This window comes from Rhodoligotrophos appendicifer (assembly GCF_007474605.1).
In the GTDB taxonomy this organism is placed as follows: domain Bacteria; phylum Pseudomonadota; class Alphaproteobacteria; order Rhizobiales; family Im1; genus Rhodoligotrophos; species Rhodoligotrophos appendicifer.
The window spans coordinates 299618-323692 of the sequence record NZ_VHKL01000007.1 but is presented as its reverse complement, the minus strand read 5'-3'; the positions used below and the strand labels follow the sequence as shown (position 1 = coordinate 323692).

Sequence of the window (24075 nt, the reverse complement as noted above, 5' to 3'; positions counted from 1 at the left end):
ACCGGCGGACGTACCTTGCCTCGCTTAGCTTTCGTGGCGCACCGGTTCCGGCATGAGTCCTCTCGGGGCAAAGCGCAGGACCAGCGTGATGGTTAGGCCAATCACGAAGACGCGCATTTGCAGCGCTCGTGAATCGAGATCTGAAGGCGCAACCCACCCAAACCAGTCATGGCCCAGATCTCTGGCGAGACCGAAAAGAAACAGCGCCAACGGCTCCGACATCATCCAGATCACGTAAACGAACAAGGCACCGAAGATCGCTCCGAAATTGTTACCGGCGCCGCCCAAAATGACCATCACCCAGATCAGGAAAGTGTGGTTCAAGGGAACGAAGCCCCCGGGATCGAAGATGCCGACAAAGCTTGCCATGGCCGCTCCCCCCACTCCCATGATGATGCAACCGAGCGTGAAGATCTGGAGACGGCGTCGGTCTACGTCCTTACCCATCGCCGAGGCCGCCTTTTCATTATCCCGGATGGCCCGCATCATCCGTCCCCAGGGCGCGTGATAGGCGCGCTGCAGCAAGGCGAATACCACCACGAGGATGGCCGCGGTCACGCAGAGATAGGCTGCTCGAGCGCTGACGAAGCCGATTTCATTGGGGGTCGGAACTGGCCACGGAAGCGGCGAGACGGTGAGCGTGCCTCGGGTCAGCCAATCCGAATTTTTCAGCAGGGACTTGATGATTTCGGCAATCCCGAGGGTTGCGATAGCGAGATAGTCTGTCCGTAGCCCCAGACAGATCCTGCCGATCCAGTAGCCCACGAGCCCTGCTGCTGCCCCACCCCCGATCCAGCCGACAGCGACCGGAAGTCCGAAGCCGCCGATCCACCCAGGTCCCGCTTCGATGTCGGCGATGACTGGCTCCAAGCCCCGCATCACAGCGAGATAGGCAAGGGCAAGGACCACCAGCGTCACGAAGGTGCGAAAGCCTTTCGAGGCGCCGATCCGATGCAGCTTGCTCGCGGCAAAGACGAGGACGACACCCGCTATGGCCGTGAGCAATACCGTGCCGAGCTTGCCCGCGAGAACGCTGTTCCAAAAGACCTCGTTGCGCGGAAAGGATAGGAACACGGTCATAAAACCACCGAGCGCGACGAAACCCATCACACCCGCATTGAAGAGTCCTGCATAGCCCCACTGAATGGTGAGGCCTAATGCCAACAGCGCATAGCAACTGGCCTCGACCAACATGCGAAGCGTGAAGGCGACGCCCAGCGCCATCCAGACCCCCGCCAGCATCAATCCCAGCAGAGACAACAGAATGATATTTCGCGAGGCGCTGGGGATAATTCTCATAGCACTCTCCCCTTCATGATTCCCGTAGGCCTTGAGATCAGAATCATGACGAGGATGACGAACGGCACGATCAATTTGTACTCCGTGGGCACCAACGCGATCTGCGTCGGCAGGTCCAGAGCGCCAATCCAGGTCTCCCGGAACGGTCTCAGCAGGATTGCCCAGTTGAAGACTGCAAGGGTCTCTGCAAAGCCGACGACGAAGCCTCCGAGGATTGCGCCATAGGGTTGACCAATGCCCCCAACGATCGCTGCTGCGAAAATCGGCAGGAGAATGTTGAAGGACAAATCCGGTTTGAGCGTCACGTCCAGGGCCAGCATGGTGCCGGCAAGAGCGGCAAGGCCGCCGCCGATCGCCCATGTGGCCCAGACCACGCGCTCCGTGTCGATGCCGGAAACCTTAGCCAACATGAGATTATCGGACATCGCACGCATGGCTTTGCCGAGCCGCGCACGGGTCAGAAACAGATGCAATGCGATCACGGCGATAATGGTGAACAGGATCAGGAAGAGCTGAGGCTCGGTAATGATGAGGTTGCGGCCGGGGCCCAGGGGGAGGGGAATCTGATAGACCTCCTTTCGACCGGTAATGTACATGTCGCGCGACTGGGTGCCACCGAAGACGCGGATGAGGCCCTGCATCATCAGCATTACACCGATGGACGCCATCACCAATACCACGGGCTTGGCACCCGCATCTCGTAGCGGTTTATAGAAACCGCGATCAAGTAGGATAGCCAACACCGCCGTGGCCACCATGGCGATCGGCAGCGCAAGATAGACTGCGAGCACTGGTGGATTAAAGCCGACCGTGGCGAGGAACAGAGAGACCAGGAAACTGATAAAGGCCCCCGCGGTCATCATGTCGCCATGCGCGAAATGCGCAAAGCGTAAAATTGAATAGACCAGGGTGACGCCAATCGCTCCCAGTGCGTAAATCGACCCGATGATCGTGCCCGCGACCAGCACCTTGTTGATGAAGAATGCGAGTTCGTTCACGGCTGCCGCCACTTGTGTTGTGGGAAAAGTCGACGCAATTTCATCATCAACCTCCGAGAAAACTTTTGGCGACGTCGGGATCGGAAAGCAGGTTTGGCCCCGTATCCGTGAAACGGTTCTGGCCGCCCGCCAGCACGAACCCTTTATGCGCCAATGCGAGGGCTTGCTTGGCGTTCTGCTCCACCATGAGCACGCCTACCCCCTGACCATTGATCGCAATGATCCGATCAAAGATCTCGGACATGTAGAGGGGCGACAAGCCAGCCGTCGGCTCATCAAGGAGCAGCAGCTTGGGCTCCGTCATTAACGCCCTACCGATCGCCACCATCTGACGCTGACCGCCAGACAACTCCCCAGCCGGCTGACGGCGTTTAGCCTTCAACGGCTCGAAGATCTCATACACATAGTCGATGAGGTGTCGGAACTTATCGCGCCTGATGAACGCGCCCATTTCGAGATTCTCCTCGACGGTGAGGGTCACGAAAACGTTGTTCTCCTGCGGCACGTAAGACATTCCCAAGGGCACCAGACGATCTGCCTGGGCATTCGTGATGTCGCGCCCGTTGAACCGCACTGTCCCTTCGGTGACGGAAAGCAGTCCGAACAGGGCCTTCAATGTCGTCGACTTTCCAGCACCGTTGGGGCCGACGATGACTCCAATCTCATGGGCTTCGATATCGATCGACACGCCGTTGAGGATGTTCATGCCGCCATACCCGGCATGCAGACCGGTCGCCTCAATCAGGCTCATGCCACATGTCTCTCGCGCTTCGGTGCGCCGCCGAAATAGGCTTCGATGACACGCGGATCGGCCTGGATTTGTTCGATGGGGCCTTCGGTCATTACGCTTCCCTGCGCCATCACAATCACCGGATTGCATAGGCGAGCGATCAGGTCCATGTCGTGCTCTATGACAAGAAAGGTGTAGCCGAGCTCCCGATTAAGTCTCTGAATATTGGCGGCAAGATCCTGGAGCAGCGTTCGATTGACACCTGCGGCGATTTCGTCCAGCAGGACGACGCGGGCCTCAGTCATCATGGTCCGGCCAAGCTCGAGCAGCTTTTTTTGACCACCGGAGAGGTTTCCCGCCAGCTCGTTTTTCACATGTGCGAGCTTGAGAAAGGCGAGCACCTCCTCCACGCGCTTCCGGCTCTGCATCTCCTGGTAACGAACTGTTCCGGGCCGAAACCAAGCCGACCACAGGTTTTCCCCCGCTTGGCCGGAGGGCACCATCATCAGGTTTTCGAAGGTCGTCATATGTGAGAATTCGTGAGGGATTTGAAACGTCCGAACCAGACCGGCAGTGAACAAATCATGCGGCGACCAGCCCGTCACATCACGTCCGGCGAGCTTGACGGTACCGCTTTCGGGTGCAAGAGCGCCCGCGATAATATTGAACAGTGTGGACTTTCCTGCACCGTTGGGACCGATGAGACCCGTAATGGACCCTTGCTCCACCCGCAATGTGCAGTGATCCACGGCGACCAAACTCGCAAAGCGCTTCGTGACGTCAGTCACTTCGATAATTGCGTTCATTCTTGCCCTGTACTCGCGCTCTAGCTCTTGTCCGCGAGACGCACCTCCCACGGTCCTTAAGACATATGGCCCCATACGACTTTGGCTTGCCCTAATTAAATTGTCTGCCATTTTTCTGCTTCAGCTATGCCTCATAAGCCCTGACGAGACATATTCGTTGGGCTAGCGGCGCCGCCTGCGCTTTAATATGTGCAAGCAAAAATTGCAATCCTGGGTGGCTTGACCTTCCTCCCGGCGCTGGTAGAGGTGGCGCGGCAATCCGAGACCGCTCCGCTCCTGTCGAGAGTCTTCTGGCGCGTCAATAGGGCCATTGCGGAACAGAACATGATCAAACGCTTTCTGATCGTCAGCGTCCTTGTCGTCGCTGTAGTGGGCGGCATTGGATACTACAAGCTGGTATTCGAGCCCAATTTGGTGAAGCAGTTCATCGCTGCGGCACCGAGGCCGACCGTCACGGTTTCAGCGGAGGCGGCCCGTTCCGAAAATTGGCGCTCTCGGGTTCAGGCGATAGGATCTACGCGCGCAGCCAAGGGCATTGAGGTTGCCTCCGAGGTTAGCGGCCGGATCACCTCAATCAATTTCAACTCAGGCGAGGATGTCGCGGAGGGAGTACCGCTTGTGCAGCTCGACGATTCCCTGGAGCGCGCGGATCTGAAGAACAACCTGGCCAGCCTTAAAGGGGCGCAATTTGCTTTTGACCGCCAGAACGAGCTGTTCCTGAACCGCACTGCATCCAAGGCAGCCTTCGATGATGCTCTGGCGGCCCGCGATTCTGCCGCTGCCAATGTCGAACATACCCAGGCCGCAATCGACAAGAAGCTGATCAAAGCTCCTTTTTCGGGGCGCCTTGGCCTTCGGCTGGTCGACGTTGGTCAATATGTGAGCCCTGGAACGCCCTTTGTCGCTTTGCATGCCCTTGACCCGATTTACGTCGACTTCCCCATTCCTGAGCAAGACATTGCCGCCATTAAGCCTGGTCAAGAAGTCGAGGTGACCTTCGATGCATTTCCGAGCCGAACGTTCTCGGGTCAGATTGAATCGATTGATAGCCGGGTAAGTGCTGAGACGCGCACCATGTTGATTAGGGCGAGCCTACCCAATCCCGAAAAGATTCTTGTGCCCGGAATGTTTGCCAATGTTTCGGTGCTCGCAGGCGACGAGCAGACCATTGTGACAGTACCCCGGACGGCTGTGAATTACAGTCTCTATGGCGACACCATCTATGTCCTGGTTCCTGAAAGTGCAGCCAAAGAGAAGAACGGCGAACCCATCTCCGAGAAAAAATCAGGCGTTGTCGATAGCGCCCAAGCGCAGGAAGCAGTCGCGCCTGCTCCGACATCACCCAATGTGTATTTGGTCGAGAGACGTACAGTGAAAACGGGTGCCACGATTGGGGATCGAATCCAGGTCGTGGAAGGCATCAAAGAAGGCGAACTTGTCGCCACATCGGGTCAGAACAAGCTGCAAAATGGGATAAAGGCCGCAGTCAACAACGATAATCCCTTATCGCCGCAGGCTGAGCGGCCGAGGGGCTGACATGGCGTTCACCGACATCTTCATCAAAAGGCCTGTCCTGGCCACTGTCGTCAGCCTGATGATCCTCCTCGTTGGGCTCGGCGCGATGTTCAGCCTGCAGATCCGTCAATATCCGGAACTGACCAACACCACGATCACGATCACCACGACCTATCCTGGCGCGAACGCGGACCTGATCAAGGGGTTCATCACCACCCCCATTCAGCAGGCGGTGGCCAGCACCGAGGGCATCGACACTTTGGTCTCGTCGTCGAGCCAGAACATTTCGACTGTCACGCTGAATTTGCTTTTGAACGCTGACCCTGACCGCGCGGCAACAGACGTCTTGTCGAAGGTCAATCAGGTGAAAGGTCAGCTCCCGGCGGAATCGAACGATCCAATCGTGGTGAAGCAAACCGGCGACGCCTTTGCCCTGATGTATATCGGCTTCAATAGCGAGGCGATGACTGGGTCACAGATCACCGACTATCTCACACGCGTTGTGCAACCGAAACTGCAGACCATCAACGGAGTGTCCAATGCGGAGATTCTCGGTGGCCAGACCTTTGCGATGCGAGCGTGGCTGAAGCCGGACCGGATGGCCGCTCTTGGTGTGACTCCTATCGACGTCGCCACGGCACTAGCTGCCAACAACTTCACCAGCGCCGCGGGTCAGGTGAAAGGCGATTTCGTCCAAACAACGATTAACGCCGACACCTCCCTCGCAAGTGCCAGCGCCTTCTCCCAGTTGATTATCAAGCAGAAGGGCGACGCCCTGGTGCGTCTCGGAACCATCGCGGATATCGAGCTCGGGCCGCAGAATTCGGATACGAGTTCTGTGTTTGGAGGGCTGAAGGCCGTCTTTATGGGCGTCAAGGCAGCGCCGACTGCGAATCCTTTGACTGTAATCCAGGCGGTAAGGGAAGCTTTGCCTGGGATACAGGCCGAGCTGCCACAAGGAATGAAAGCATCGATCGCCTACGATGCGACGACGTTCATTGATGCTTCCATCGAGGAGGTGATTAAAACCCTCGTCGAAGCGGCGGTCATCGTCGTCGTGGTGATCTTTCTGTTTCTGGGCAATCTACGTTCCACACTGATCCCGATCGTCACCATTCCGCTCTCCCTGATCGGGGTGATGGTGATCCTCCTCGCGCTTGGTTATTCCATCAACCTCCTCACTTTGCTAGCCCTGGTGCTGGCGATCGGCCTTGTCGTGGACGACGCGATTGTCGTGGTGGAGAATATCTATCGGCACATCGAAGCTGGCATGACGCCTTACGACGCCTCAATCAAAGGTGCGCGGGAGATTGCGTTGCCGGTCGTCGCGATGACCGTAACTCTCGCGGCGGTCTATGCGCCGATCGGCTTCACGACTGGGCTAACAGGAGCCCTGTTCCGAGAATTCGCGTTTGCCCTTGCCGGGTCGGTGATCGTCTCGGGGATTGTGGCCCTGACCCTTTCGCCCATGCTTTGTTCAAAGCTGCTCAATGCGAAGACCGGTGAAACACGGTTCACCAAGTTTCTTGATCGATTTTTCGAAGGACTCAAAGTGCGCTATCAGCGCCGCCTTGAAGGTGCTTTGAACGCCAGGGCTGCGGTGGTCGTGGTGCTGGTCGGTGTCGTGATCGCGAGCGGTATCCTCTATTCCACGTCGCAGAAGGAACTCGCCCCTGATGAGGATCAGGGGTTTATCTTCGGCATTATCTCAGCGCCTCAATACGCCAACCTCGACTATCTCGAACATTACACGGAGCAGATGGGCAAGGCGTTTCAATCGGTTCCGGAATATGCAAACTACTTTATGATCAATGGTTCGGCGGGCGTCCAGCAGGCCATAGGGGGATTGCTGCTCAAGCCCTGGAGCGAGCGCACGCGCTCCGTCGCACAGATCCTGCAGGAGTTGCAGGGGAAGATCGCCGCCATCCCGGGGGTTCAGGCCCTGGCCATTTCCCCGCCGGCCTTGCCAGGTTCCACTGGCGGCGCGCCGCTGCAATTCGTCATCACCACGACCGGCGATTATCAGCAATTGGCAGAAGTTGCCCAGCAATTGCAAACCGCCGCCAACGAAAGCGGCTTATTTCTGTTTACGGACATCGATCTACGCTTCGCCCTGCCGCAGGTCGAGCTTCAGATCGACCACGATAAGGCCAATCGGCTGGGCATCAACATGCGCGAGATCGGAGCGGGTCTCGCGACGATGCTGGGGGGGAATTACGTAAATCGCTTCAATTTGAGCGGCCGTTCATACGAGGTGATCCCTCAGGTTCCCCGTGAGTTCCGGCTGACTGCCGATTGGCTCAAGCGCTACGAAGTGCGCACGGCGTCTGGCACCATGGTCCCCCTGTCGACCATAGCGACTATCACCAAGTCGGTGCAGCCAAATGCCTTGACGACGTTCCAACAGCTCAATTCAGCGACCTTGTCCGGAGTGCCGTTTCCCGGGCAGACCCAGGGTGACGTTTTGGCATTCCTGCAAGACAGGGCTGAGGAGATTTTTCCCGAAGGATACACTTACGACTACGCGGGCGAGAGCCGACAATACATTCAAGAGGGCAACACCCTCGTCTACACCTTTATCTTTGCGCTGATCGTGATCTTCTTGGTATTGGCCGCGCAATTTGAGAGCTTTCGTGACCCGCTGATCATCCTGATCGCCCTGCCCACCTCAATGTTCGGTGCTTTGCTGCCAATCGCCATGATACCGCAGCTGACCAGCATCAATATCTATACGCAGATAGGCTTGGTGACCCTTATTGGCCTGATCTCGAAACACGGCATCTTGATGGTGGAGTTTGCCAATCGGCTGCAGGAGGAGGAGGGGTTGTCCAAGCGTGAGGCCATACTGCACGCTGCCGCTGTACGTTTGCGACCCATCCTCATGACGACCGCCGCCATGGTGGTCGCCATGGTGCCATTGCTGATCGCCGAGGGTGCAGGTGCCCGCAGCCGCTTCGATATCGGCCTTGTCATCGCTGCCGGCATGACCATTGGCACTCTCTTCACGTTATTTGTAACTCCGGCGATCTACACTTATATCGCTCGCGATCATCGGGCTGCACGTGACCTTGCTCGCCAGCGGGAAGGATTCTCCAGCCCAGTTCCTGACTCACCTCCTTCTCATGCCTAAGCCTCGAGACCGTTCACCCTTCAGCTTGCGTTTACCTGCAATGGCCTATGAAACAGAAGCAGGCTGAAGAGTCGGGGCGGTAAGGGGATAATCATGAGTTTCCGCGTTGTCGTGGGCCTCGTTGTGGGAGCGATCTGTCTCGCGCCTGCCTGTTCGAAGAAACCGGAGGTGACGGTTGTCGCGCCGCAACCCGTGCTCATTGCAAAAAATCGAAACGAGCCGGTCATCTTCAATGATGAAAAATTCTTTGTGACCTTCGACTATCGCTCCAGTGAGCAAGCCTATGACGTGGCCGTGCGGCGTGCCTCAAGGCCCTTGCGGAAGCGGCCCGCAGACCTCGAGGACGCGGCACGGGTAGCGAGTTCCACTCTTACGCATTACGCTTGTTATGGTTCGACCAAGGCCAAGACTGTGGGGACCGAGGGAACCCTCAATGGGAGAGGGACTTGGACCGGTCGCCTTCGCTGTACTTGATGCCCTGGAAAACCCTGGACACCACGACGCTTCACGCTACGCAACAAACCCGCCTAATGAGCAACCGTCACATGCTGTCGCACGAGTTGCAACGCGGTCTCTCGGAGATCGGCGGGAGTCGCCTGCCGCGGATTGAGGCACCAGTCCAGCCAGAGTCCGTTTTGCAATGCTGCGAGGGCGGCCGTGACGTTCTTGACCTCTTGGTCCGTCATACGGGGTCCCACGACATCCGTAAGGAGACGTGACATGAGCCGCCTGTATCTCTGATTGACCTCGCTGTGGACCTGGCGAATGACGGCATCTGTCATGGCCACCCCCCACAGGACGAACCGGACCGTGATATAGTCCTTGCTGAGGATCGGTGGGGTGAAACCGGCCTCGATGAACGTGGTGAGTTTTGCCCAATCGTCACCATCGACTGCGTCAACCGCATTCTTGATGTGATTGAATAGCAGGTCCGAAGCATACCGATAGGTTGCGGAGATCAGCTGCTTCTTCTCACCAAAATGATGGCGGATCAGCCCCGGCGAAACGCCTGCCTCGGCCGCAATGACTCTCACGCTCGTCCGAGCATGGCCATGTTTCCCCAAACAACGGAAGGTCGCTTCGATTAATTCCTGCCGCCGCACCTGCGGATCTTCCCGCGAATAGGTGCGACGTGTGCTGGGCCCCCCCGGCCCCGCGCCGATATAGCGCATCTGCAATCTCCGGTTCAATGAATCATCAATGCACGCAGCATCAATGACTCGCCCGAAGAATGCAACCATTGGTGTAGTTTAAGTTGAATATCAATCTAAGATTATAATGAGGACGGCGTCAGGACTTGTTTCCGGTAGCTTCTCGCCTATCCAGAACGGTCGGCCTTCGATACGAAGCGGGAGCGCGTCAACGCCCGATCGCGTGCTTCGGCAAAGCAAATTAAGAGCAGCTTTGGTCGGCCGCGTTCCAGGAAGGTTTATCGGGCGGGCATACGCAGGTGGTTTTCTCATCGCTCCAGACCCGATTCCCGCTGCAGACTTGTATTTGCGGCTTGGGTGGCTCAACTCCGGCGGACACACATCGCGTAAGCGTCTTATCCCAGATCGGCTTGTCCTGGGGACATGTGCATTGCTTCGCCGTTACATTCCAGCCTTGGTCCCCGGGGCAGGGGATCTGCTCGCCGTCCCCCGGGGCTACGGCGGTATCTGGGAGTGTCACCTCAGCCGGATGATTCTCCGCTGGTAAGACCTCATCTTTGGAGGTCGGCGCAACCCGGGGGCGAGCCACGTTTCGAGGGGTTGTCTGCGGTGCATCCTTACCGGCCTGATCGGCTGCATCGTCTTCGCGTCTCAGGTCGGTAGCATCGGCAGGGTCTGTCTCAGCCGGCTCTCCAATAGCGATCGATGTGCGTTTAGGTGATTCATACGAAATGCATTGTCCGTTCCGGACATCCCAAAGCGGACTTTGGCTCGGACAGGAGCAGAGATTGCCTGCAGCCTGGAAGTTCCGTCCTCCGCCGCATAGGGCCTGTTGGCTGACACACCGACCCTTGATGAGGACGGATGTTTCGTCGCACCGAGGGGCAACTGAAACGTTACGATTTTGCCGGCGTAGATCCACGCTGGCGCAGTCCCGGTCGCCGGCTCCATTGAGGTCTCCGGTGCCCCAGCGCCCATACATCTCCTTCAACAGATCGGGTCCGATTGAACCCGTGCCGGACATCTTTCTGTCTGCGCGATAGGCTCCGACCGCCTGTTGGGTGCGGGATCCATCTAGACCATCTGCCGCCCCCGGCTCATACCCGAGCATTGTAAGATTCTGCTGCACAAGTGTGGTCCGGCCATGGAACATTCCATCTTCCCAGGCCAAGCGAGCACAATTCTGAAGAAGCCTGGCGGGTACCCGCCAGGGCACGAATTCGAGCCGCAGTGTTACCATGCCGCCGGGTTCGATTGTGATCTCCGGATGTGTGCAGAGGAATGTCGTTTCTCGGCGATTACAGGACCACTTTCGGGGTGACCAGTCGGCAAGCGTGGCCACTGCCGTATCGACCTCTTCGGCAATCGCGAGCGGCCCCCGATAGGGCCCGGGACCATTATTGGCAATAATGATGCTGAATGGGCAGCCAAACTCACTTGCACAGCGCTCAAGGCCGGCGCGCACGGAGAGGCTGAGATCGAAAGGGGGCGCCAACTCAACAGAGCGCGGTGTCGGAGGTGGCGACGTTAGAGCGCGTTGCGGAGGCGCATTTGGCGTCTGGCCGGGGCTGGGCTCAGCCTTGCTGGCGACTGCCGGTGCCGCGCTTTGCGCAGGCTCTTGAGTCGTTGGTTTGCCGACTGGATTGCCGTATTGATCCACCAGGGGGGCGGATGCCCTCCTCGAAGCCTCAGGATCCGTCGGGCCACTGACGGGAGCCGCGGGCGTTTCCGGAGATTCGCCGTTGTCAGAGACGACCAGACCATCCTCGGTGCTGCCGCACAATTGGACTGCCGCCACGTCACCGACGTGGCCCGCCCTGTTGGGATCATCGAACCGACCATCAAAATCAAGAAAATAGCTTTTGAAGGGAGGGACGCTTTCATTGCCTTCTAGTGACGCGGAGAAGCCCTGTGCACCGTGAACGACCGCCGGACCATTCTTGGCTAGCCGTTCTTGCTCACTTCCACTTTGCCGCAAACTGTCGCCCGTGGCCCAAATTGTCCCCCAGCACTCCTTGGTGTTGAGTTTTCCCTGATCGTCATATCCATAGCCGAGGCTAATGCCGCCGGCGGCATTCTGATGAGTTGCGGGAAAACCGATGGCGAATGCTTCTGGCTCTGTCCTCCAAGGACCCTCGGCGCCATCGCGGCTGAAGCGAAGAACTTGGGACTTTCGCGGTAAGGCGAACGTTCCATAATCATATCGAGAGCGAATCTCTCCTCTCTGCGCCACGTACAGCCGGCCTTCCCCGTCAAAGGCGAGGTCGGAAATAGGGTAGGTCTTGGGAGTGGATTTAACGTCGAACTCGTGCCTGATGTCCTGGGTGAAGTCGCCATTCTCGTCAATACCGACGGACCAGACCTGAGGCCCCTCCCAGACGGCATAATAGAGCCGTTTCTGGTGGTAGGTCAGCCCCCAAACTCGACGTCCCGGTGCTGTGAATCCCCAACTGTCGGGATCCTCTGCATCGAAGGTCGCAGCGGCAATATCTGCCGCAACGCTATCATCGACGACGGGAGCCAGCCTTGCTGCCTCTCTCCCCTTCGTCCCGTGATCGAAGCTGCCGAGATCTTTTCCAGAGATGTCCAGGCGGTGAATCAGACCCGTATCGAGGTCTGAGACAAAGAACTGCTGGTGCGTCTTGTCGAAAGAAATGTTCCCGAGCCCTGGCCCGCTATTGCCTCGGTCGCTCTGGCCGATCGTTGTGAACAGTGTCACCTGTCCCGTTCGGCCATCGATGCGCCAAACGCTTCCGGGCCCGCCCCCTTGGCCGAACTGCCCGGGCATCCAGATGGCACCCGGCTCGCCCGTCTTGATGCGTGCAATTTTGCCGCCCTTGTCCGGATGCACAATTTGGAGCCCAAACGCCGACGTCGCAGTTGCATAGATGTTAGGGGCCTCAGCATCATCAAGTGCCAATCCGAAGACCTGCCCGATGTCTCTGGCCGAAATCGACAGCAGTGGAGGACGATCGAACATTTGCGCATCGGGTTTCCCCTGCGCTGCAGAAATATCGAAAACCTTAAGCGATCCACCATTGAGATCGATCATTGTCTCGTCGAGACCGGGTGCGTCGCTTAAGAAGCCACCTCGTTCCGCCGATGTCCCCGAGAACCCGGTGATCGCCAGGGTTCCCGCCGAAGTCAACGGTGCTCGACCATCCTGAGCGAGGCTGGGAAAAGAGAGGGAAATCGCGAGAAAAAAGCAGGCGGTGCGGATGAGCTGATGCAGCCAACCGACTCCGGCACGGTCAGGTGCAGACATTGATGCCACGTCCTCAAGCAACAAACACGATACAATCACCGGAACTGTTCCAGCGATCTCCTATCTAACTGTTAAGCACACAGAGCAAGGCCAAATTCAGGCGCGCACGGAGCCCTCAAGAAGTCGTCATTCACAAGAGAGGCCGGCGTCTTTGTTCACGCTCTTAGGATACCGCTTTGCAGCTGCTCTTCGATAAGCGTCAACGCTGCCTGCACACTGAGCATACGGATCCGTTGCCGCCCTTGGGGGCCAAAGAGCATGCGGCGATGCAAAGTCGGATTATCGCGTCGGGCACAGGCCAGATGGACGAGCCCCACAGGCTTGTCCTCACTCCCCCCTTCGGGTCCTGCAACGCCGGTTACACTGACTGCAATATCCGCCAGCGAGTGACTTAAGGCTCCCTCCGCCATGCTCCGTGCAACCGGCTCGCTAACCGCCCCGTGAAGGACGATGAGGTCGAACGGCACTCCCAACAGAGAAGATTTCGCGTCGTTGGAATATGTGACGAACCCACGTTCAAAGGTGCGGGATGAACCAGGAATTTCAGTCAGGCATGCCGCGATCAAACCACCGGTGCAAGATTCTGCCGTCGCGATCTTGCACCGTGCACCTTCGCAGGCTTCTAGCAGCACCCGTGCTTGCCTGAGGATTGAGTCTTCGAACATGTCACGTCTCAGCGGAAGGGCAGCCGAAGCGTAGCCGTTGCGTAAGCAACCATACCCTCTCGACGGCCGATAAATCCCATTTCCTCATTGGTGGTCGCTTTAATTGCAAGTCGATCGTGGGTCAGGCCGAGCAGTTCTCCCAGCCTCTCCTTCATCGCATGGACATAGGGTTTGATGCGCGGGGCTTCGGCGACCATCGTGATATCGCAATGAGCAATGACACCGCCACGCTCTGCGACCTTGCCGGCCGCCGCCTGCAGGAATAGGGCGGAAGACGCACCTTTCCATTGTGGATCGCTCGGAGGGAAATGCACCCCGATGTCGCCTTCGCCCAATGCTCCGAAAATGGCATCCGTTAGGGCATGCAGTGCGACGTCGGCATCGGAATGGCCCACGAGACCGCTATCGTGCGGAATCCGAACGCCGCACAGCGTAACGTGATTGCCTGCGCCGAACTGGTGCACGTCAAAGCCTTGCCCGACCCGTATGTCTCCCTGTGCGAGCCAACTCTCCATCCGCAGGCGGCGATCGGCGTCTGCCAAATCTTCCGCCGTCGTCAGCTTCACATTGGTCCGTTCACCATCGACGACCATCACACTAAGTCCCGCCCACTCCGCCATTGATGCATCGTCCGTAAAATCATTTCTGCCCGATGTGGTGGTTTTCTGATGAACATCCAGGATCGCCTCGAAACGAAATCCCTGAGGCGTCTGGGCGGTCCATAGGGCCGTTCGGTCAATGGTGTCGGCAACACGCCCATCATGCACCAATTTCACAGTCTCTGCGATTCGCATGGCCGGGATGGCGGCGTCGTTGTGCTCGAGAGCGTCAATGACTTTGGAAATCAGGTCGGCGCTGACAAAGGGACGAGCCCCATCATGGATGAGGACATTGCGAGGCTGCAACTCCCGGATAGCCTGCAAACCATTATGAACAGATCTCTGACGGGTGACTGATCCTATAATGAAGGGCTGGACATCAAGGGACCGAAGAATTTCTGAACAGACTGCGCCGTGATCTGGTCCGATTACGATATGTACCTTGTCGATTTGAGGATGATCGAGAAAGACGCGAACTGTCCGGTGCAGCACCGCGAGGTCGCCGATCTGCTGAAACTGTTTGGGCAACGGACCTCCGGCGCGAAGACCCGCGCCTGCGGCGACAATGAGGGCGTGATTGAGCATGAGATCGGATGCCTTGTTCGTTTGGTAGCGGCTTAGCGGGCGCGGGCCGTCGCCGCAAGGCTGACCCTTGCTCTTTGCGCACCGCTAAGGCAAATTGCTCAACAGTTAATCGACAATCTGGAATGCACAATTTATGAGCATTAAAATTGGGCCGGTGATGTCGCAGAATCGCGTCTTCCTGGCACCGATGTCTGGCGTCACCGACCTGCCGTTTCGTTTCATAGCGGCACGCTGCGGCGCTGGCTTGGTCGTTTCAGAGATGGTCGCATCCGAGGCCTTGGCCACCAGTAATGCGGAAACGCTCCGCCGCGCGTCCGGGTCAGGCATGATTTCACCACTGGTGGTGCAACTCGCCGGTCGTGAAACGCGATGGATGGGGGAGGGGGCCCGAATCGCGCGGGACCTGGGCGCGGATATCATCGATATCAATATGGGCTGCCCGGCCCGCAAGGTGACGAACGGTTTGTCCGGTTCTGCGCTTATGCGAGATCTCGATCATGCAACGTCCTTGATCCGCGCCACGGTGGCGGCGGTTGATGTACCGGTCACCTTGAAGATGCGACTTGGCTGGGATGAAACCTCCATAAATGCACCCGAGCTAGCGCGTCGCGCGGAGGCCGAAGGTGTAGCGCTACTGGTCGTACACGGTAGGACGCGGTGTCAATTTTACGAGGGTTCAGCCGACTGGGCTGCCGTTAGGGCCGTAAAGGCAGCAGTTACAATTCCCGTGATCGTCAATGGTGACGGGAGAACCATTGGCGATGTTCGCGAAATGCTGGAAAGATCAAGAGCCGACGGGGTCATGATCGGCCGCGGTGCCTATGGCCGACCCTGGGCCCCGGGAGTGCTCGCGGAAGATCTTGATCCGGGAAGCGGTATTGCTTTGCCTTCAATCGCCATGCAGGGCGAACTGGTAGCTGAGCAGTACGCCATGATGATTGATCATTATGGCGACAGGCTTGGTCTTCGCTCTGCGCGAAAGCATCTGGGCTGGACGGTGGATGTCTTGCGCGAGGATGGTCGATTATCGTCCCAGCAAGCGGCCTCCTGGCGACGTATCCTTTGCCAGTCGGAGGATGCATCTGCTGTCCTCAATCACCTTCGTGTTCTGTATTCAAATATCAATGAAAAGATGGCTGCGTAATGGTCCGCCTAGCGAAATTTCGCGCCCCCCGCGACCTGTTTGATGTCGAAGCACTAGTCAGCGCTCTTCCCGATCCTTTACTGGCGATCGACGATATGGGCACCATCATCTTCGCCAATGTTGCAGCCGAAGGCTTCTTTCAAACCAGCGCCACCCTGTTGAAGCGCTTCAGATTGAGCGAAGTCGTCCCGTTCGCCAGTCCGCTGCTTTCGTTGGTAGATCAGGTTAGGCAAACGGGGTCGACGATCCATGAATATGCCGTCGATGTAGGCACGCCCCGAACTGGCGGTGAGCGCGTCGTCGACCTCCAAGTAGCCATGCTGACGGAAGATCCCCCTTCTGTGTTGATCGTGCTGCAACCGCGCTCCATGGCTCACAAGATCGACCGGCAGCTGACCCATCGCAACGCCGCGCGTTCGGTCACAGGCATGGCCTCAATGCTTGCCCATGAGATTAAAAACCCCTTGTCGGGCATCCGCGGCGCAGCTCAGCTCCTGGAGCCTGCTTTGTCCGGCGAGGATAGAGCGCTCACCCGGCTCATCTGTGAGGAAACGGATCGGATCTGCACCCTGGTGGACCAGATGGAGGTTTTTTCGGATGAACGTCCCGTCGATCTGTCTCCGGTGAACATCCACTCGGTGCTGGATCATGTGAAGGCGATTGCCGCGAGCGGCTTTGGCCGCGGTGTGAAGATCAGCGAGGAATACGACCCCTCGCTCCCTCCCGTGATGGCCAATCGGGACCAGCTGATTCAGGTGTTCGTGAACCTGCTCAAGAACGCAGCCGAAGCGATCCAGGATGACGGCGGCAGAGGCGAGATCATTCTGTCGACAGCGTTCCGTCCAGGCATGCGGCTCAAGATGCCCGGTTCAACCGAGCGGGTCACCCTGCCGCTCGAATATTGCGTTCATGACACCGGCCCCGGCATTCCTGATGAGCTGATCCCGCATCTGTTCGACCCCTTCGTCACCACCAAGCCTTCGGGCAAGGGCCTAGGTCTCGCTTTGGTGGCCAAGATCATTCGTGATCACGGCGGGATCGTGGAATGCAACTCCCAGGAGGGCCGCACGACCTTCCGCATCTTGATGCCGATGCACGCCCAACCGATCATTGAGGAGATTTGAGGGGATGGCCGTCAAGACCGTGCTGCTTGCCGACGACGACACGGCAATCCGGACAGTGCTGAACCAAGCTCTTGGACGTGCTGGCTACATTGTGCGCTCGACGGGCAACGTGGCGACCCTCTGGCGGTGGGTCGCCGAGGGGCAGGGCGACATGGTGGTGTCTGATGTCATGCTTCCCGACGGAAATGCCTTCGACCTCCTGCCACGGATCAAAAAGCTCCGACCGGAAATGCCGGTCGTCATGATGAGCGCCAAGAACACCATCATGACCGCCATCACTGCCGCCGAGCGGGGTGCCTACGAGTACCTGCCTAAACCATTTGACCTCAACGAGCTCTTGAGCGTGGTTGGGAGGGCCTTAGACCAGTCCAAGCGCAAGACTGTGATGATCGATCCTGGTGCGGCGGCGGAAAAGTTGCCGATCATAGGCCGCTCGCAAGCCATGCAGGAGATCTATCGGATCATCGCGCGACTGACCCAGACGGACCTTACGGTCATGATCATGGGTGAATCAGGTACGGGCAAGGAGCTTGTGGCGCGCGCGCTCCATGATTACGGCCGTCGGCGCAAGGGTCCCTTCGTCGCGGTGAATATGGCCGCGATCCCCCGCGAGCTGATCGAGAGTGATTTATTTGGTCATGAAAAGGGTGCGTTCACCGGTGCGATGACCCGCTATGCCGGTCGCTTTGAGCAGGCGCAGGGCGGCACATTATTTCTCGATGAGATCGGCGACATGCCGATGGAAGCTCAGACTCGGCTTCTCCGTGTCCTGCAACAAGGCGAGTTCACCACCGTCGGCGGAACGACTGCGATCAAGGTCAATGTGCGAATCATCGCGGCCACGCATCGTGACCTTCGTAATCAGATCGCTCAGGGACTCTTTCGGGAAGATCTCTATTTCCGCTTGAACGTCGTGCCAGTGCGCTTGCCGCCGCTGCGCGAGAGGCTTGAGGATATACCGGATCTTGTCCAACACTTCCTGACGACCGCCGAGCAGCAGGGACTTCCGGCCAAGCAGATTGAGCCTGAGGCCGTGGAACGGCTGAAAGCCCATCGCTGGCCGGGGAATATCCGGGAACTCGAGAATTTGATGCGTCGCATTTCCGCGATCTATGTCGATGAGGAGATCACGGCACGAATAGTCAATCAGGAGCTGCTCGATGGCGCGGAGCCTCAAACTGCCTCCCATATGCGCGATGCCGCGAGCCTGCCTGAATATGTCGAGAACCATTTGTCGGGATATTTTGCGGGCTTCGGCAATGCGCTCCCTCCGCCGGGCCTATACAATCGCTTTCTGGCAGAGGTTGAGACGCCCCTTATCAGTGCCTCGCTGGCAGCAACGAACGGCAACCAGATTCGAGCGGCCGAACTTTTGGGCATAAATCGCAACACGCTGCGAAAGAAGATCAGGGATTATGGGATTACGGTCATTCGCGCCCCTTCGGTCAGATAGAAATCTGTTTCGTATTCGGTGATGTGCTGATTTCGCCACAATACTGTTGGATTTTCGCAACAGAATGGATTATCAGCCTTGTCATAGGGATGGGGCCGGTTCAAGAGTGCGGGCATACAGAGGCAGAGTCGGTAGGGATTTGGCCCCTCGCATATCGCGGGGGGAGACGTATTAGTCCCCGACTTTTAAGCGGCGCTCGTCGCGCGCTGATTGATGCCTTCGCATCTGAGCGAGGTTCATGGTCGTTAGTTTAGATTCAACGAGACTCCCCACATCGGCAAGCGAGCCGCGCCGTAGGGTAAAGGTTGATCGCCCCCCTTCGGAACGTCGTCTCCCCACTTTGCTCGGCGTTTTCCTTGTGGTCACGTCGATCATCACCGGGCTTGCGACATATTCTGTATTGACCGGCCTGACGCCTCTTGAGCCCACTCGCGAGCTGATCATTTCCCTTCTCGCCATCAACTTGGTGTTGGTGTTGTCGATGGCGGCGATGATTGCATGGCAGGCCTATGTGCTGTGGCAAGCGCGTCGATTGGGAATTGCGGGTGCAAGCCTCCATATCCGAATCGTTTCGCTGTTCTCAATCATCGCCGCTTTGCCAGCGATCATCGTCGCCCTTTTCGCGACTGTGACCCTCAACCGGGGCCTCGACACATGGTTTTCCGAGCGGACCCGAGGCATCGTCGATACTGCGGTTAGCGTCGCTGAGACATACATTGCTGAGCATGGCGAAGTAATCCGCGGGGACGTTGCAGCAATTGCATCCGACATGGGGCGCCGAAAGTCAGAGTTTGATACCGATCGGCAGCAGTTTACACGCCGACTTGCAACCCACGTGGCGATCCGTGGTCTCGCGGCGGCCTACGTCATCGACAGCAGCAAGCGCCGCATTGAGTCGAGTGTTACGATCAATGATCAGATTCAGTTTCAGCCCCCCTCTGATGCCGAACTTGCGACGGCCTCTAAAGGTGATCTGGTGGTGGACGGGCCTGGCACCAGCAATGTCATCCGGGCGCTCCTGAAGCTGGATGGCTTCGAGAATTCCTACCTCTACGTGTTGCGTCTCGTGAATCCGAAGGTGATGGAGCATCTTCAGCGCACGCGCGAAGGGGTGATTGCCTACGAGGCCATGCAGAGCCAGCGATCAGGCGTTCAGGTGACGTTCGCGCTCATGTATATTGGCGTGTCCTTTATCTTCTTGCTCGCGGCGATTTGGTCAGGTCTGTGGCTGTCGGACCGCTTGGTGCAACCCATCGTCCGTCTCGTCGACGCTGCCCGCCGTGTCTCCCTCGGCGATCTCAACGTAAAAGTGCCAGTTCGCCGAGCGGAAGGCGACTTGGCGACTTTGGGTCGAACCTTTAATCGGATGACCCGGCAGCTTGAATCGCAGCGCAGCGAATTGATCAATGCAAATGTTCAGGTCGATCTCCGCCGGAGATTCACCGAGGCGGTTCTGGCTGGTGTCAGTGCAGGGGTGATTGGTCTCGACAGCACCGGCAAGGTGACCCTTGTTAACAGTTCAGCCCTGGCGCTTCTCCACAAGCAGGATGCGGATTTAAGCGGCACGATGATCACGGATCTCATGCCCGAACTCGACGACCTCTTCCAAAAGGCGCTCAAGAAGCGCTCCGGTTCTGCCGAGGGTCATATCAATACGCGTGTCGATGGGGAGGAGCGGAATCTTTTCGTCCGGATCACGACGGAACGCGCGCGCGAGGACGAGCAGGGCTACGTGGTGACGATCGACGACGTCACTGAACTGGTCTCCGCCCAGCGCAATACTGCGTGGTCTGATATCGCCAGGAGAATCGCGCACGAAATCAAGAATCCACTGACGCCGATCCAGCTCTCTGCTGAGCGTCTGCGCCGCAAATACAGCAAGGAAATCCGCACCGACCCGCAAGTCTTTGAGCAGTGCACCGAGACGATCATTCGACAGGTGGGCGACATCGGTCGTATGATCGATGAGTTCTCCTCCTTCGCTCGGATGCCGAAAGCAGAGCTGGAAACGGGAGACCTCGTGACCGTCGTCAAGGAGGCGATGGTGCTGCAAAGAGTGTCCAGCGGCGACCTTGATATTAATGTGCAGACACCCAATCAGGCGATCCCGGTGGCCTTCGACCGTCGGCTAATAACGCAGGCTGTGACCAATCTGGTGAAGAATGCCAGAGAAGCGGTTGAGGCGCGTATTCAGCAGGATCCTCGCCACAAGGGCCGGATCGAAGTCTCAGTCGAGAGCTGTGGCGAGAATGTGATTATCAACGTGGCGGACAATGGCATCGGATTGCCCAAGGACAATCGTCAGCGGCTTCTGGAGCCATATATGACGACCAGGGCAAAAGGCACCGGCCTTGGCTTGGCCATTGTTAAGCGCATTATGGAAGAGCATGCCGGACAGGTGTCTCTTTCGGACGCATCAGCAGAATTCGATGGTGGCGCCTTGGTGCGTTTGATTCTGCCTGCCCTGGGAACGCCCTCGGCTCAGGCAGGCGAACAAACCGGTGATGGCCCACCGGCAGCGAATAAATATGAGCAGACGCCTGTCGCGCCGCAAGCGCCGACGGCAGATCTGCGAGCCTCGGAGGTCGAGGCGCATGAGCGGAGAGAGGGCGTAGGGGTGGTCAACAATGAAATTGAAAACAAGAGGGAACCGTAGATGGCTTCGGATATTCTCATCGTCGACGACGAGGCCGACATCCGCAATCTCATTGCCGGCATTCTTGAAGATGAAGGGTATGAAGCGCGTTTGGCGCATGACAGTGATAGCGCTCTGGCTGCCATTCAGAGCCGTCGCCCGTCTCTGATCGTACTGGATATCTGGTTACAAGGATCAAAGCTGGACGGTCTCGATCTTCTGATCGTGATCAAGAAAAATCATCCAGAAGTGCCCGTTGTCATCATTTCCGGTCACGGCAATATTGAGACAGCCGTTTCCGCCATTAAGCGCGGTGCTTATGAATACATCGAAAAGCCGTTCAAGGCGGACCGCCTGATTCTGGTCGTGGGAAGGGCGCTTGAGGCCTCGCGCTTGCGCCGCGAGAATGAGGAGCTGAAGGAGCGGGCAGGGGCCCTGGCGGAATTGATCGGCGAATCCGCTGTGATGCGCCAGTTGCGCCAGTTGGTGAAGAAAGTGGCGCCGACCAATAGTAGAGTCCTTATCGCGGGCCCCCTTGGCTCAGGCAAGGAACTTACGGCGCGTGTACTGCACACTTGGTCCCACCGCACAGACGGGCCTTTTGTCATCTTGTCCGCAGCAACAATGGCGCCGGAGCGAATGGAGGAAGAGCTTTTCGGGGTGGAGAACACAGATGGCTCCCTCGCCCGTATAGGGGCATTCGAAGAGGCTCATGGCGGCACGCTCTTCATCGACGAGGTCGCCGATATGCCCATAGAGACTCAGGGCAAGATACTGCGGGTTCTGGTCGACCAGACGTTTCTGCGCGTCGGCGGCTCGAACCGCGTTAAAGTCGATGTCCGTATCGTTTCCTCCACCTGCAGGGATCTGCCCCGCATGATTGAGCAGGGATTGCTCCGCGAGGATCTCTATCATCGTCTAAATGTGGTGCCGATACGCCTGCCTGCGCTCGGGGAAAGGCGCGATGATATTCCAGCTCTGATTTCACACTTCATTCGCCAGTATTCATCGATATCAGGGCAACCGATGCGCGATGTTTCTGATGACGCGCTGGCTATTTTGCAGACGCTTGACTGGCCGGGAAACGTCCGGCAGCTAAGGAACAATGTCGAACGGCTCATGATATTGGCGGGCGGCGAGCCAGGAACCGAGATCACTGCCTCGATGCTGCCGAGCGAGCTTGGCGGGTTCATGCCGCCGTTGGCCAATGGCAATGGTGCCGAACAACTGATGTCCTTGCCGCTTCGTGAAGCGCGCGAAATATTTGAACGCGAGTATCTAGCTGCGCAAATCGCTCGCTTTGGCGGCAACATCTCAAAGACGGCAGCCTTTGTCGGAATGGAGCGCTCAGCTCTTCATCGGAAGCTCAAGCTTTTGGGGGTAGGGGAAAAGGCGATGGAGCTCCATTAGCTTTGGACCGTATGTAATTTGAACGGGACAGTTGCCCGGGCGTCATCGCACAAGGCCAGCAGAAATCTATGAAGATCATTATCTGCGGGGCAGGGCAGGTGGGTCGTGGCATCGCCGAGCGGCTGGCCCGGGAGGACAACGATGTCACCATTATCGATGTCTCCCCTAAACTGATCCAGGCGGTAACGGACGCGCTAGACGTGCGTGGCTTCGTTGGCCACGGCTCCCATCCTGACATTCTTGAGCAGGCGGGAGCGCGTGATGCGGACATGATCATTGCCGTGACCATGGTCGATGAAGTCAACATGATGGCGTGCCAGATCGCGCATTCACTGTTTGATATTCCAACCAAGATCGCTCGAGTGAGAGCACAAACGTACCTTGATCCGAAATGGCGGACGCTCTACTCCCGTTCGAACCTTCCGATCGACGTGATCATCTCTCCGGAAACAGCCGTGGGCGAGATGGTTCTACGCCGGCTTAACTTGCCAGGCGCCTTCGAAGCCGTTCACTTCGTCGAAGAACAGGTCATCGCGATGGCGATCCGGCTGCGTGACAATTGTCCCGTGGTTGACACACCTTTGCGTCAGCTAACCGAGCTTTTTCCAGACCTCCAAGCCACAGTGGTCAGCATTGTTCGGAACGGTAAGCTTTTTGTTCCCCACGGCACCGACCAGATGCTTATCGGAGATGACATTTATGTAATTGCCGACCGCAGCCAAGCTGAACGTGTTCTGGGCCTGTTCGGGCATGAGGAAAAGCCAGCCCGCCGCGTTGTCATCGCCGGCGGAGGAAATATTGGCCTCTATGTTGCGACCAAGCTCGAAGAGCGCCAGGGGCGGGGCGTTCATGTGAAAATCATCGAGATCAACAGAGAGCGAGCAAGCTTGATCGCAGAAGACCTGCAGCGAACACTGGTCCTGCATGGAAGTTCTATGGAGCAGGAATTGCTGCGTGAAGCTGGAGCCCAAGAGGCTGACGCTTTTGTCGCGCTCACCAATGACGACAAGGTCAATATCTTGTCGGCGGTATTGGCAAAGCATGAAGGCGCCCAGCAAAGCTTCTGTCTGGTCTCCAGCCCAGATTTCAATCCCGTACTCAACACATTCGGCATCGATGCCTATATCAGTCCGCGGGCAGTGACCGTCTCAAGCATACTGCGCCACGTTCGTAGGGGGCGCATCCGTGGCGTCCATCCGGTCCAAAACGGGGAGGGCGAGGTGCTTGAGGTGGAGGCCCTCGAGACCTCTCCAGTGGTGGGCAAGCCCCTACGCGAGGCGGATCTGCCCGACGGTGTTCGGATCGGCGCAATCGTGCGGAACGGGAAGGTTTCGATTCCAAACGGCGCGACCGAAATCAAGCCTCGCGACCGCATTGTTATATTCGCTCTGGCCGGCATGGTGAGGGACGTTGAACATCTTTTCCGCGTGAGCCTCGAATATTTCTGATGCAGCACTCCTGTGGCTTCACAGACACTGTTGCTCGTCGTCGACCCGTCCTATGTATGTTAGCGTCTTGATGGGGCTTTGCCCCAATGCCGACAGGCTTTTGGCCTAAGGCTCGAGA

18 protein-coding genes are annotated in these 24075 nt (G+C 57.8%); 10 read left to right on the top strand and 8 right to left on the bottom strand.

What is annotated here, in order from left to right; all coding sequences use genetic code 11:
* Nucleotides 1–24: 24 nt before the first annotated feature.
* The 4 genes from FKM97_RS17225 to FKM97_RS17210 are packed head-to-tail and all read right to left on the bottom strand — an operon-like array spanning nucleotide 25 to nucleotide 3833.
* Nucleotides 25–1299: a branched-chain amino acid ABC transporter permease gene (locus FKM97_RS17225; RefSeq protein WP_144293661.1), complete on the bottom strand. Its 1275-nt coding sequence runs from the start codon at nucleotides 1297–1299 to the stop codon at nucleotides 25–27.
* Nucleotides 1296–2297, bottom strand: coding sequence for a branched-chain amino acid ABC transporter permease (locus tag FKM97_RS17220; protein ID WP_144293660.1), 1002 nt, complete (start codon nucleotides 2295–2297; stop codon nucleotides 1296–1298). Before FKM97_RS17220 ends, FKM97_RS17225 begins: the two co-directional genes overlap by 4 nt.
* A 46-nt stretch (nucleotides 2298–2343) precedes the next feature.
* Complete coding sequence (locus FKM97_RS17215; protein ID WP_144293659.1) at nucleotides 2344–3048, bottom strand: ABC transporter ATP-binding protein; 705 nt, start codon at nucleotides 3046–3048, stop codon at nucleotides 2344–2346.
* Nucleotides 3045–3833: an ABC transporter ATP-binding protein gene (locus FKM97_RS17210; RefSeq protein ID WP_144293658.1), complete on the bottom strand. Its 789-nt coding sequence runs from the start codon at nucleotides 3831–3833 to the stop codon at nucleotides 3045–3047. The genes FKM97_RS17215 and FKM97_RS17210 overlap by 4 nt, the downstream gene beginning before the upstream one ends.
* A gap of 324 nt (nucleotides 3834–4157) precedes the next feature.
* Here FKM97_RS17210 and FKM97_RS17205 point away from each other — a divergent pair, with 324 nt between their 5' ends.
* The 3 genes from FKM97_RS17205 (at nucleotide 4158) to FKM97_RS17195 (ending at nucleotide 8952) form a co-directional block, all read left to right on the top strand.
* Nucleotides 4158–5369, top strand: coding sequence for an efflux RND transporter periplasmic adaptor subunit (locus FKM97_RS17205; RefSeq protein WP_144293657.1), 1212 nt, complete (start codon nucleotides 4158–4160; stop codon nucleotides 5367–5369).
* A 1-nt stretch (nucleotide 5370) separates the two neighbouring features.
* Nucleotides 5371–8478: a multidrug efflux RND transporter permease subunit gene (locus FKM97_RS17200; RefSeq protein ID WP_144293656.1), complete on the top strand. Its 3108-nt coding sequence runs from the start codon at nucleotides 5371–5373 to the stop codon at nucleotides 8476–8478.
* Between the two features lie 93 nt (nucleotides 8479–8571).
* Nucleotides 8572–8952 carry a hypothetical protein gene (locus FKM97_RS17195; RefSeq protein WP_144293655.1) on the top strand — a complete coding sequence of 127 codons (381 nt, stop codon included), beginning with the start codon at nucleotides 8572–8574 and terminating at the stop codon, nucleotides 8950–8952.
* 53 nt (nucleotides 8953–9005) lie between these two features.
* Here FKM97_RS17195 and FKM97_RS17190 read toward each other — a convergent pair whose 3' ends face one another.
* From FKM97_RS17190 to FKM97_RS17175, 4 genes are all read right to left on the bottom strand, one after another.
* A complete protein-coding gene (locus FKM97_RS17190; protein WP_170240968.1) occupies nucleotides 9006–9650 on the bottom strand; it encodes a TetR family transcriptional regulator C-terminal domain-containing protein in 645 nt (214 codons plus the stop codon).
* A 220-nt stretch (nucleotides 9651–9870) separates the two neighbouring features.
* Nucleotides 9871–12894, bottom strand: coding sequence for a peptidoglycan-binding domain-containing protein (locus FKM97_RS17185; RefSeq protein WP_144293653.1), 3024 nt, complete (start codon nucleotides 12892–12894; stop codon nucleotides 9871–9873).
* A 155-nt stretch (nucleotides 12895–13049) separates the two neighbouring features.
* Complete coding sequence (locus tag FKM97_RS17180; RefSeq protein ID WP_144293652.1) at nucleotides 13050–13559, bottom strand: CinA family protein; 510 nt, start codon at nucleotides 13557–13559, stop codon at nucleotides 13050–13052.
* Nucleotides 13560–13567: 8 nt separating this feature from the next.
* Nucleotides 13568–14686 carry a bifunctional 2-C-methyl-D-erythritol 4-phosphate cytidylyltransferase/2-C-methyl-D-erythritol 2,4-cyclodiphosphate synthase gene (locus FKM97_RS17175; RefSeq protein ID WP_246105137.1) on the bottom strand — a complete coding sequence of 373 codons (1119 nt, stop codon included), beginning with the start codon at nucleotides 14684–14686 and terminating at the stop codon, nucleotides 13568–13570.
* On the opposite strand from FKM97_RS17175, the gene FKM97_RS26750 reads away from it, so the two are divergent.
* The 7 genes from FKM97_RS26750 to trkA all read left to right on the top strand — a co-directional run bounded on the left by FKM97_RS26750 (nucleotide 14615) and on the right by trkA (nucleotide 23957).
* On the top strand, nucleotides 14615–14779 hold the full coding sequence (locus FKM97_RS26750) for a hypothetical protein (RefSeq protein WP_246105139.1): 165 nt from the start codon (nucleotides 14615–14617) through the stop codon (nucleotides 14777–14779). The genes FKM97_RS17175 and FKM97_RS26750 overlap by 72 nt on opposite strands.
* A gap of 97 nt (nucleotides 14780–14876) precedes the next feature.
* Entirely contained in the window at nucleotides 14877–15887 is a 1011-nt protein-coding gene (gene dusB / locus FKM97_RS17170) for a tRNA dihydrouridine synthase DusB (protein WP_144293650.1), read from the top strand.
* On the top strand, nucleotides 15887–17011 hold the full coding sequence (locus FKM97_RS17165) for a two-component system sensor histidine kinase NtrB (RefSeq protein ID WP_144293649.1): 1125 nt from the start codon (nucleotides 15887–15889) through the stop codon (nucleotides 17009–17011). Before dusB ends, FKM97_RS17165 begins: the two co-directional genes overlap by 1 nt.
* 4 nt (nucleotides 17012–17015) lie before the next feature.
* On the top strand, nucleotides 17016–18464 hold the full coding sequence (ntrC, locus tag FKM97_RS17160) for a nitrogen regulation protein NR(I) (RefSeq protein ID WP_144293648.1): 1449 nt from the start codon (nucleotides 17016–17018) through the stop codon (nucleotides 18462–18464).
* A 358-nt stretch (nucleotides 18465–18822) separates the two neighbouring features.
* A complete protein-coding gene (locus FKM97_RS17155) occupies nucleotides 18823–21120 on the top strand; it encodes a sensor histidine kinase NtrY-like (RefSeq protein WP_170240967.1) in 2298 nt (765 codons plus the stop codon).
* Nucleotides 21121–22509: a nitrogen assimilation response regulator NtrX gene (gene ntrX / locus FKM97_RS17150; RefSeq protein WP_144293646.1), complete on the top strand. Its 1389-nt coding sequence runs from the start codon at nucleotides 21121–21123 to the stop codon at nucleotides 22507–22509.
* A 68-nt stretch (nucleotides 22510–22577) separates the two neighbouring features.
* Entirely contained in the window at nucleotides 22578–23957 is a 1380-nt protein-coding gene (gene trkA, locus FKM97_RS17145) for a Trk system potassium transporter TrkA (RefSeq protein WP_144293645.1), read from the top strand.
* The last annotated feature ends 118 nt before the right edge of the window (nucleotides 23958–24075 follow it).

Coding starts and splice junctions, on each gene's coding strand:
- FKM97_RS17210 (WP_144293658.1), bottom strand. CDS start 3,833: ATGAACGCAATTATCGAAGTGACTGACGTCACGAAGCGCTTTGCGAGT.
- FKM97_RS17200 (WP_144293656.1), top strand. CDS start 5,371: ATGGCGTTCACCGACATCTTCATCAAAAGGCCTGTCCTGGCCACTGTC.
- FKM97_RS17215 (WP_144293659.1), bottom strand. CDS start 3,048: ATGAGCCTGATTGAGGCGACCGGTCTGCATGCCGGGTATGGCGGCATG.
- FKM97_RS26750 (WP_246105139.1), top strand. CDS start 14,615: ATGATCGAGAAAGACGCGAACTGTCCGGTGCAGCACCGCGAGGTCGCC.
- FKM97_RS17185 (WP_144293653.1), bottom strand. CDS start 12,894: ATGTCTGCACCTGACCGTGCCGGAGTCGGTTGGCTGCATCAGCTCATC.
- ntrC (WP_144293648.1), top strand. CDS start 17,016: ATGGCCGTCAAGACCGTGCTGCTTGCCGACGACGACACGGCAATCCGG.
- ntrX (WP_144293646.1), top strand. CDS start 21,121: ATGGCTTCGGATATTCTCATCGTCGACGACGAGGCCGACATCCGCAAT.
- FKM97_RS17205 (WP_144293657.1), top strand. CDS start 4,158: ATGATCAAACGCTTTCTGATCGTCAGCGTCCTTGTCGTCGCTGTAGTG.
- FKM97_RS17165 (WP_144293649.1), top strand. CDS start 15,887: ATGGTCCGCCTAGCGAAATTTCGCGCCCCCCGCGACCTGTTTGATGTC.
- FKM97_RS17195 (WP_144293655.1), top strand. CDS start 8,572: ATGAGTTTCCGCGTTGTCGTGGGCCTCGTTGTGGGAGCGATCTGTCTC.
- FKM97_RS17225 (WP_144293661.1), bottom strand. CDS start 1,299: ATGAGAATTATCCCCAGCGCCTCGCGAAATATCATTCTGTTGTCTCTG.
- FKM97_RS17180 (WP_144293652.1), bottom strand. CDS start 13,559: ATGTTCGAAGACTCAATCCTCAGGCAAGCACGGGTGCTGCTAGAAGCC.
- trkA (WP_144293645.1), top strand. CDS start 22,578: ATGAAGATCATTATCTGCGGGGCAGGGCAGGTGGGTCGTGGCATCGCC.
- FKM97_RS17190 (WP_170240968.1), bottom strand. CDS start 9,650: ATGCGCTATATCGGCGCGGGGCCGGGGGGGCCCAGCACACGTCGCACC.
- dusB (WP_144293650.1), top strand. CDS start 14,877: ATGAGCATTAAAATTGGGCCGGTGATGTCGCAGAATCGCGTCTTCCTG.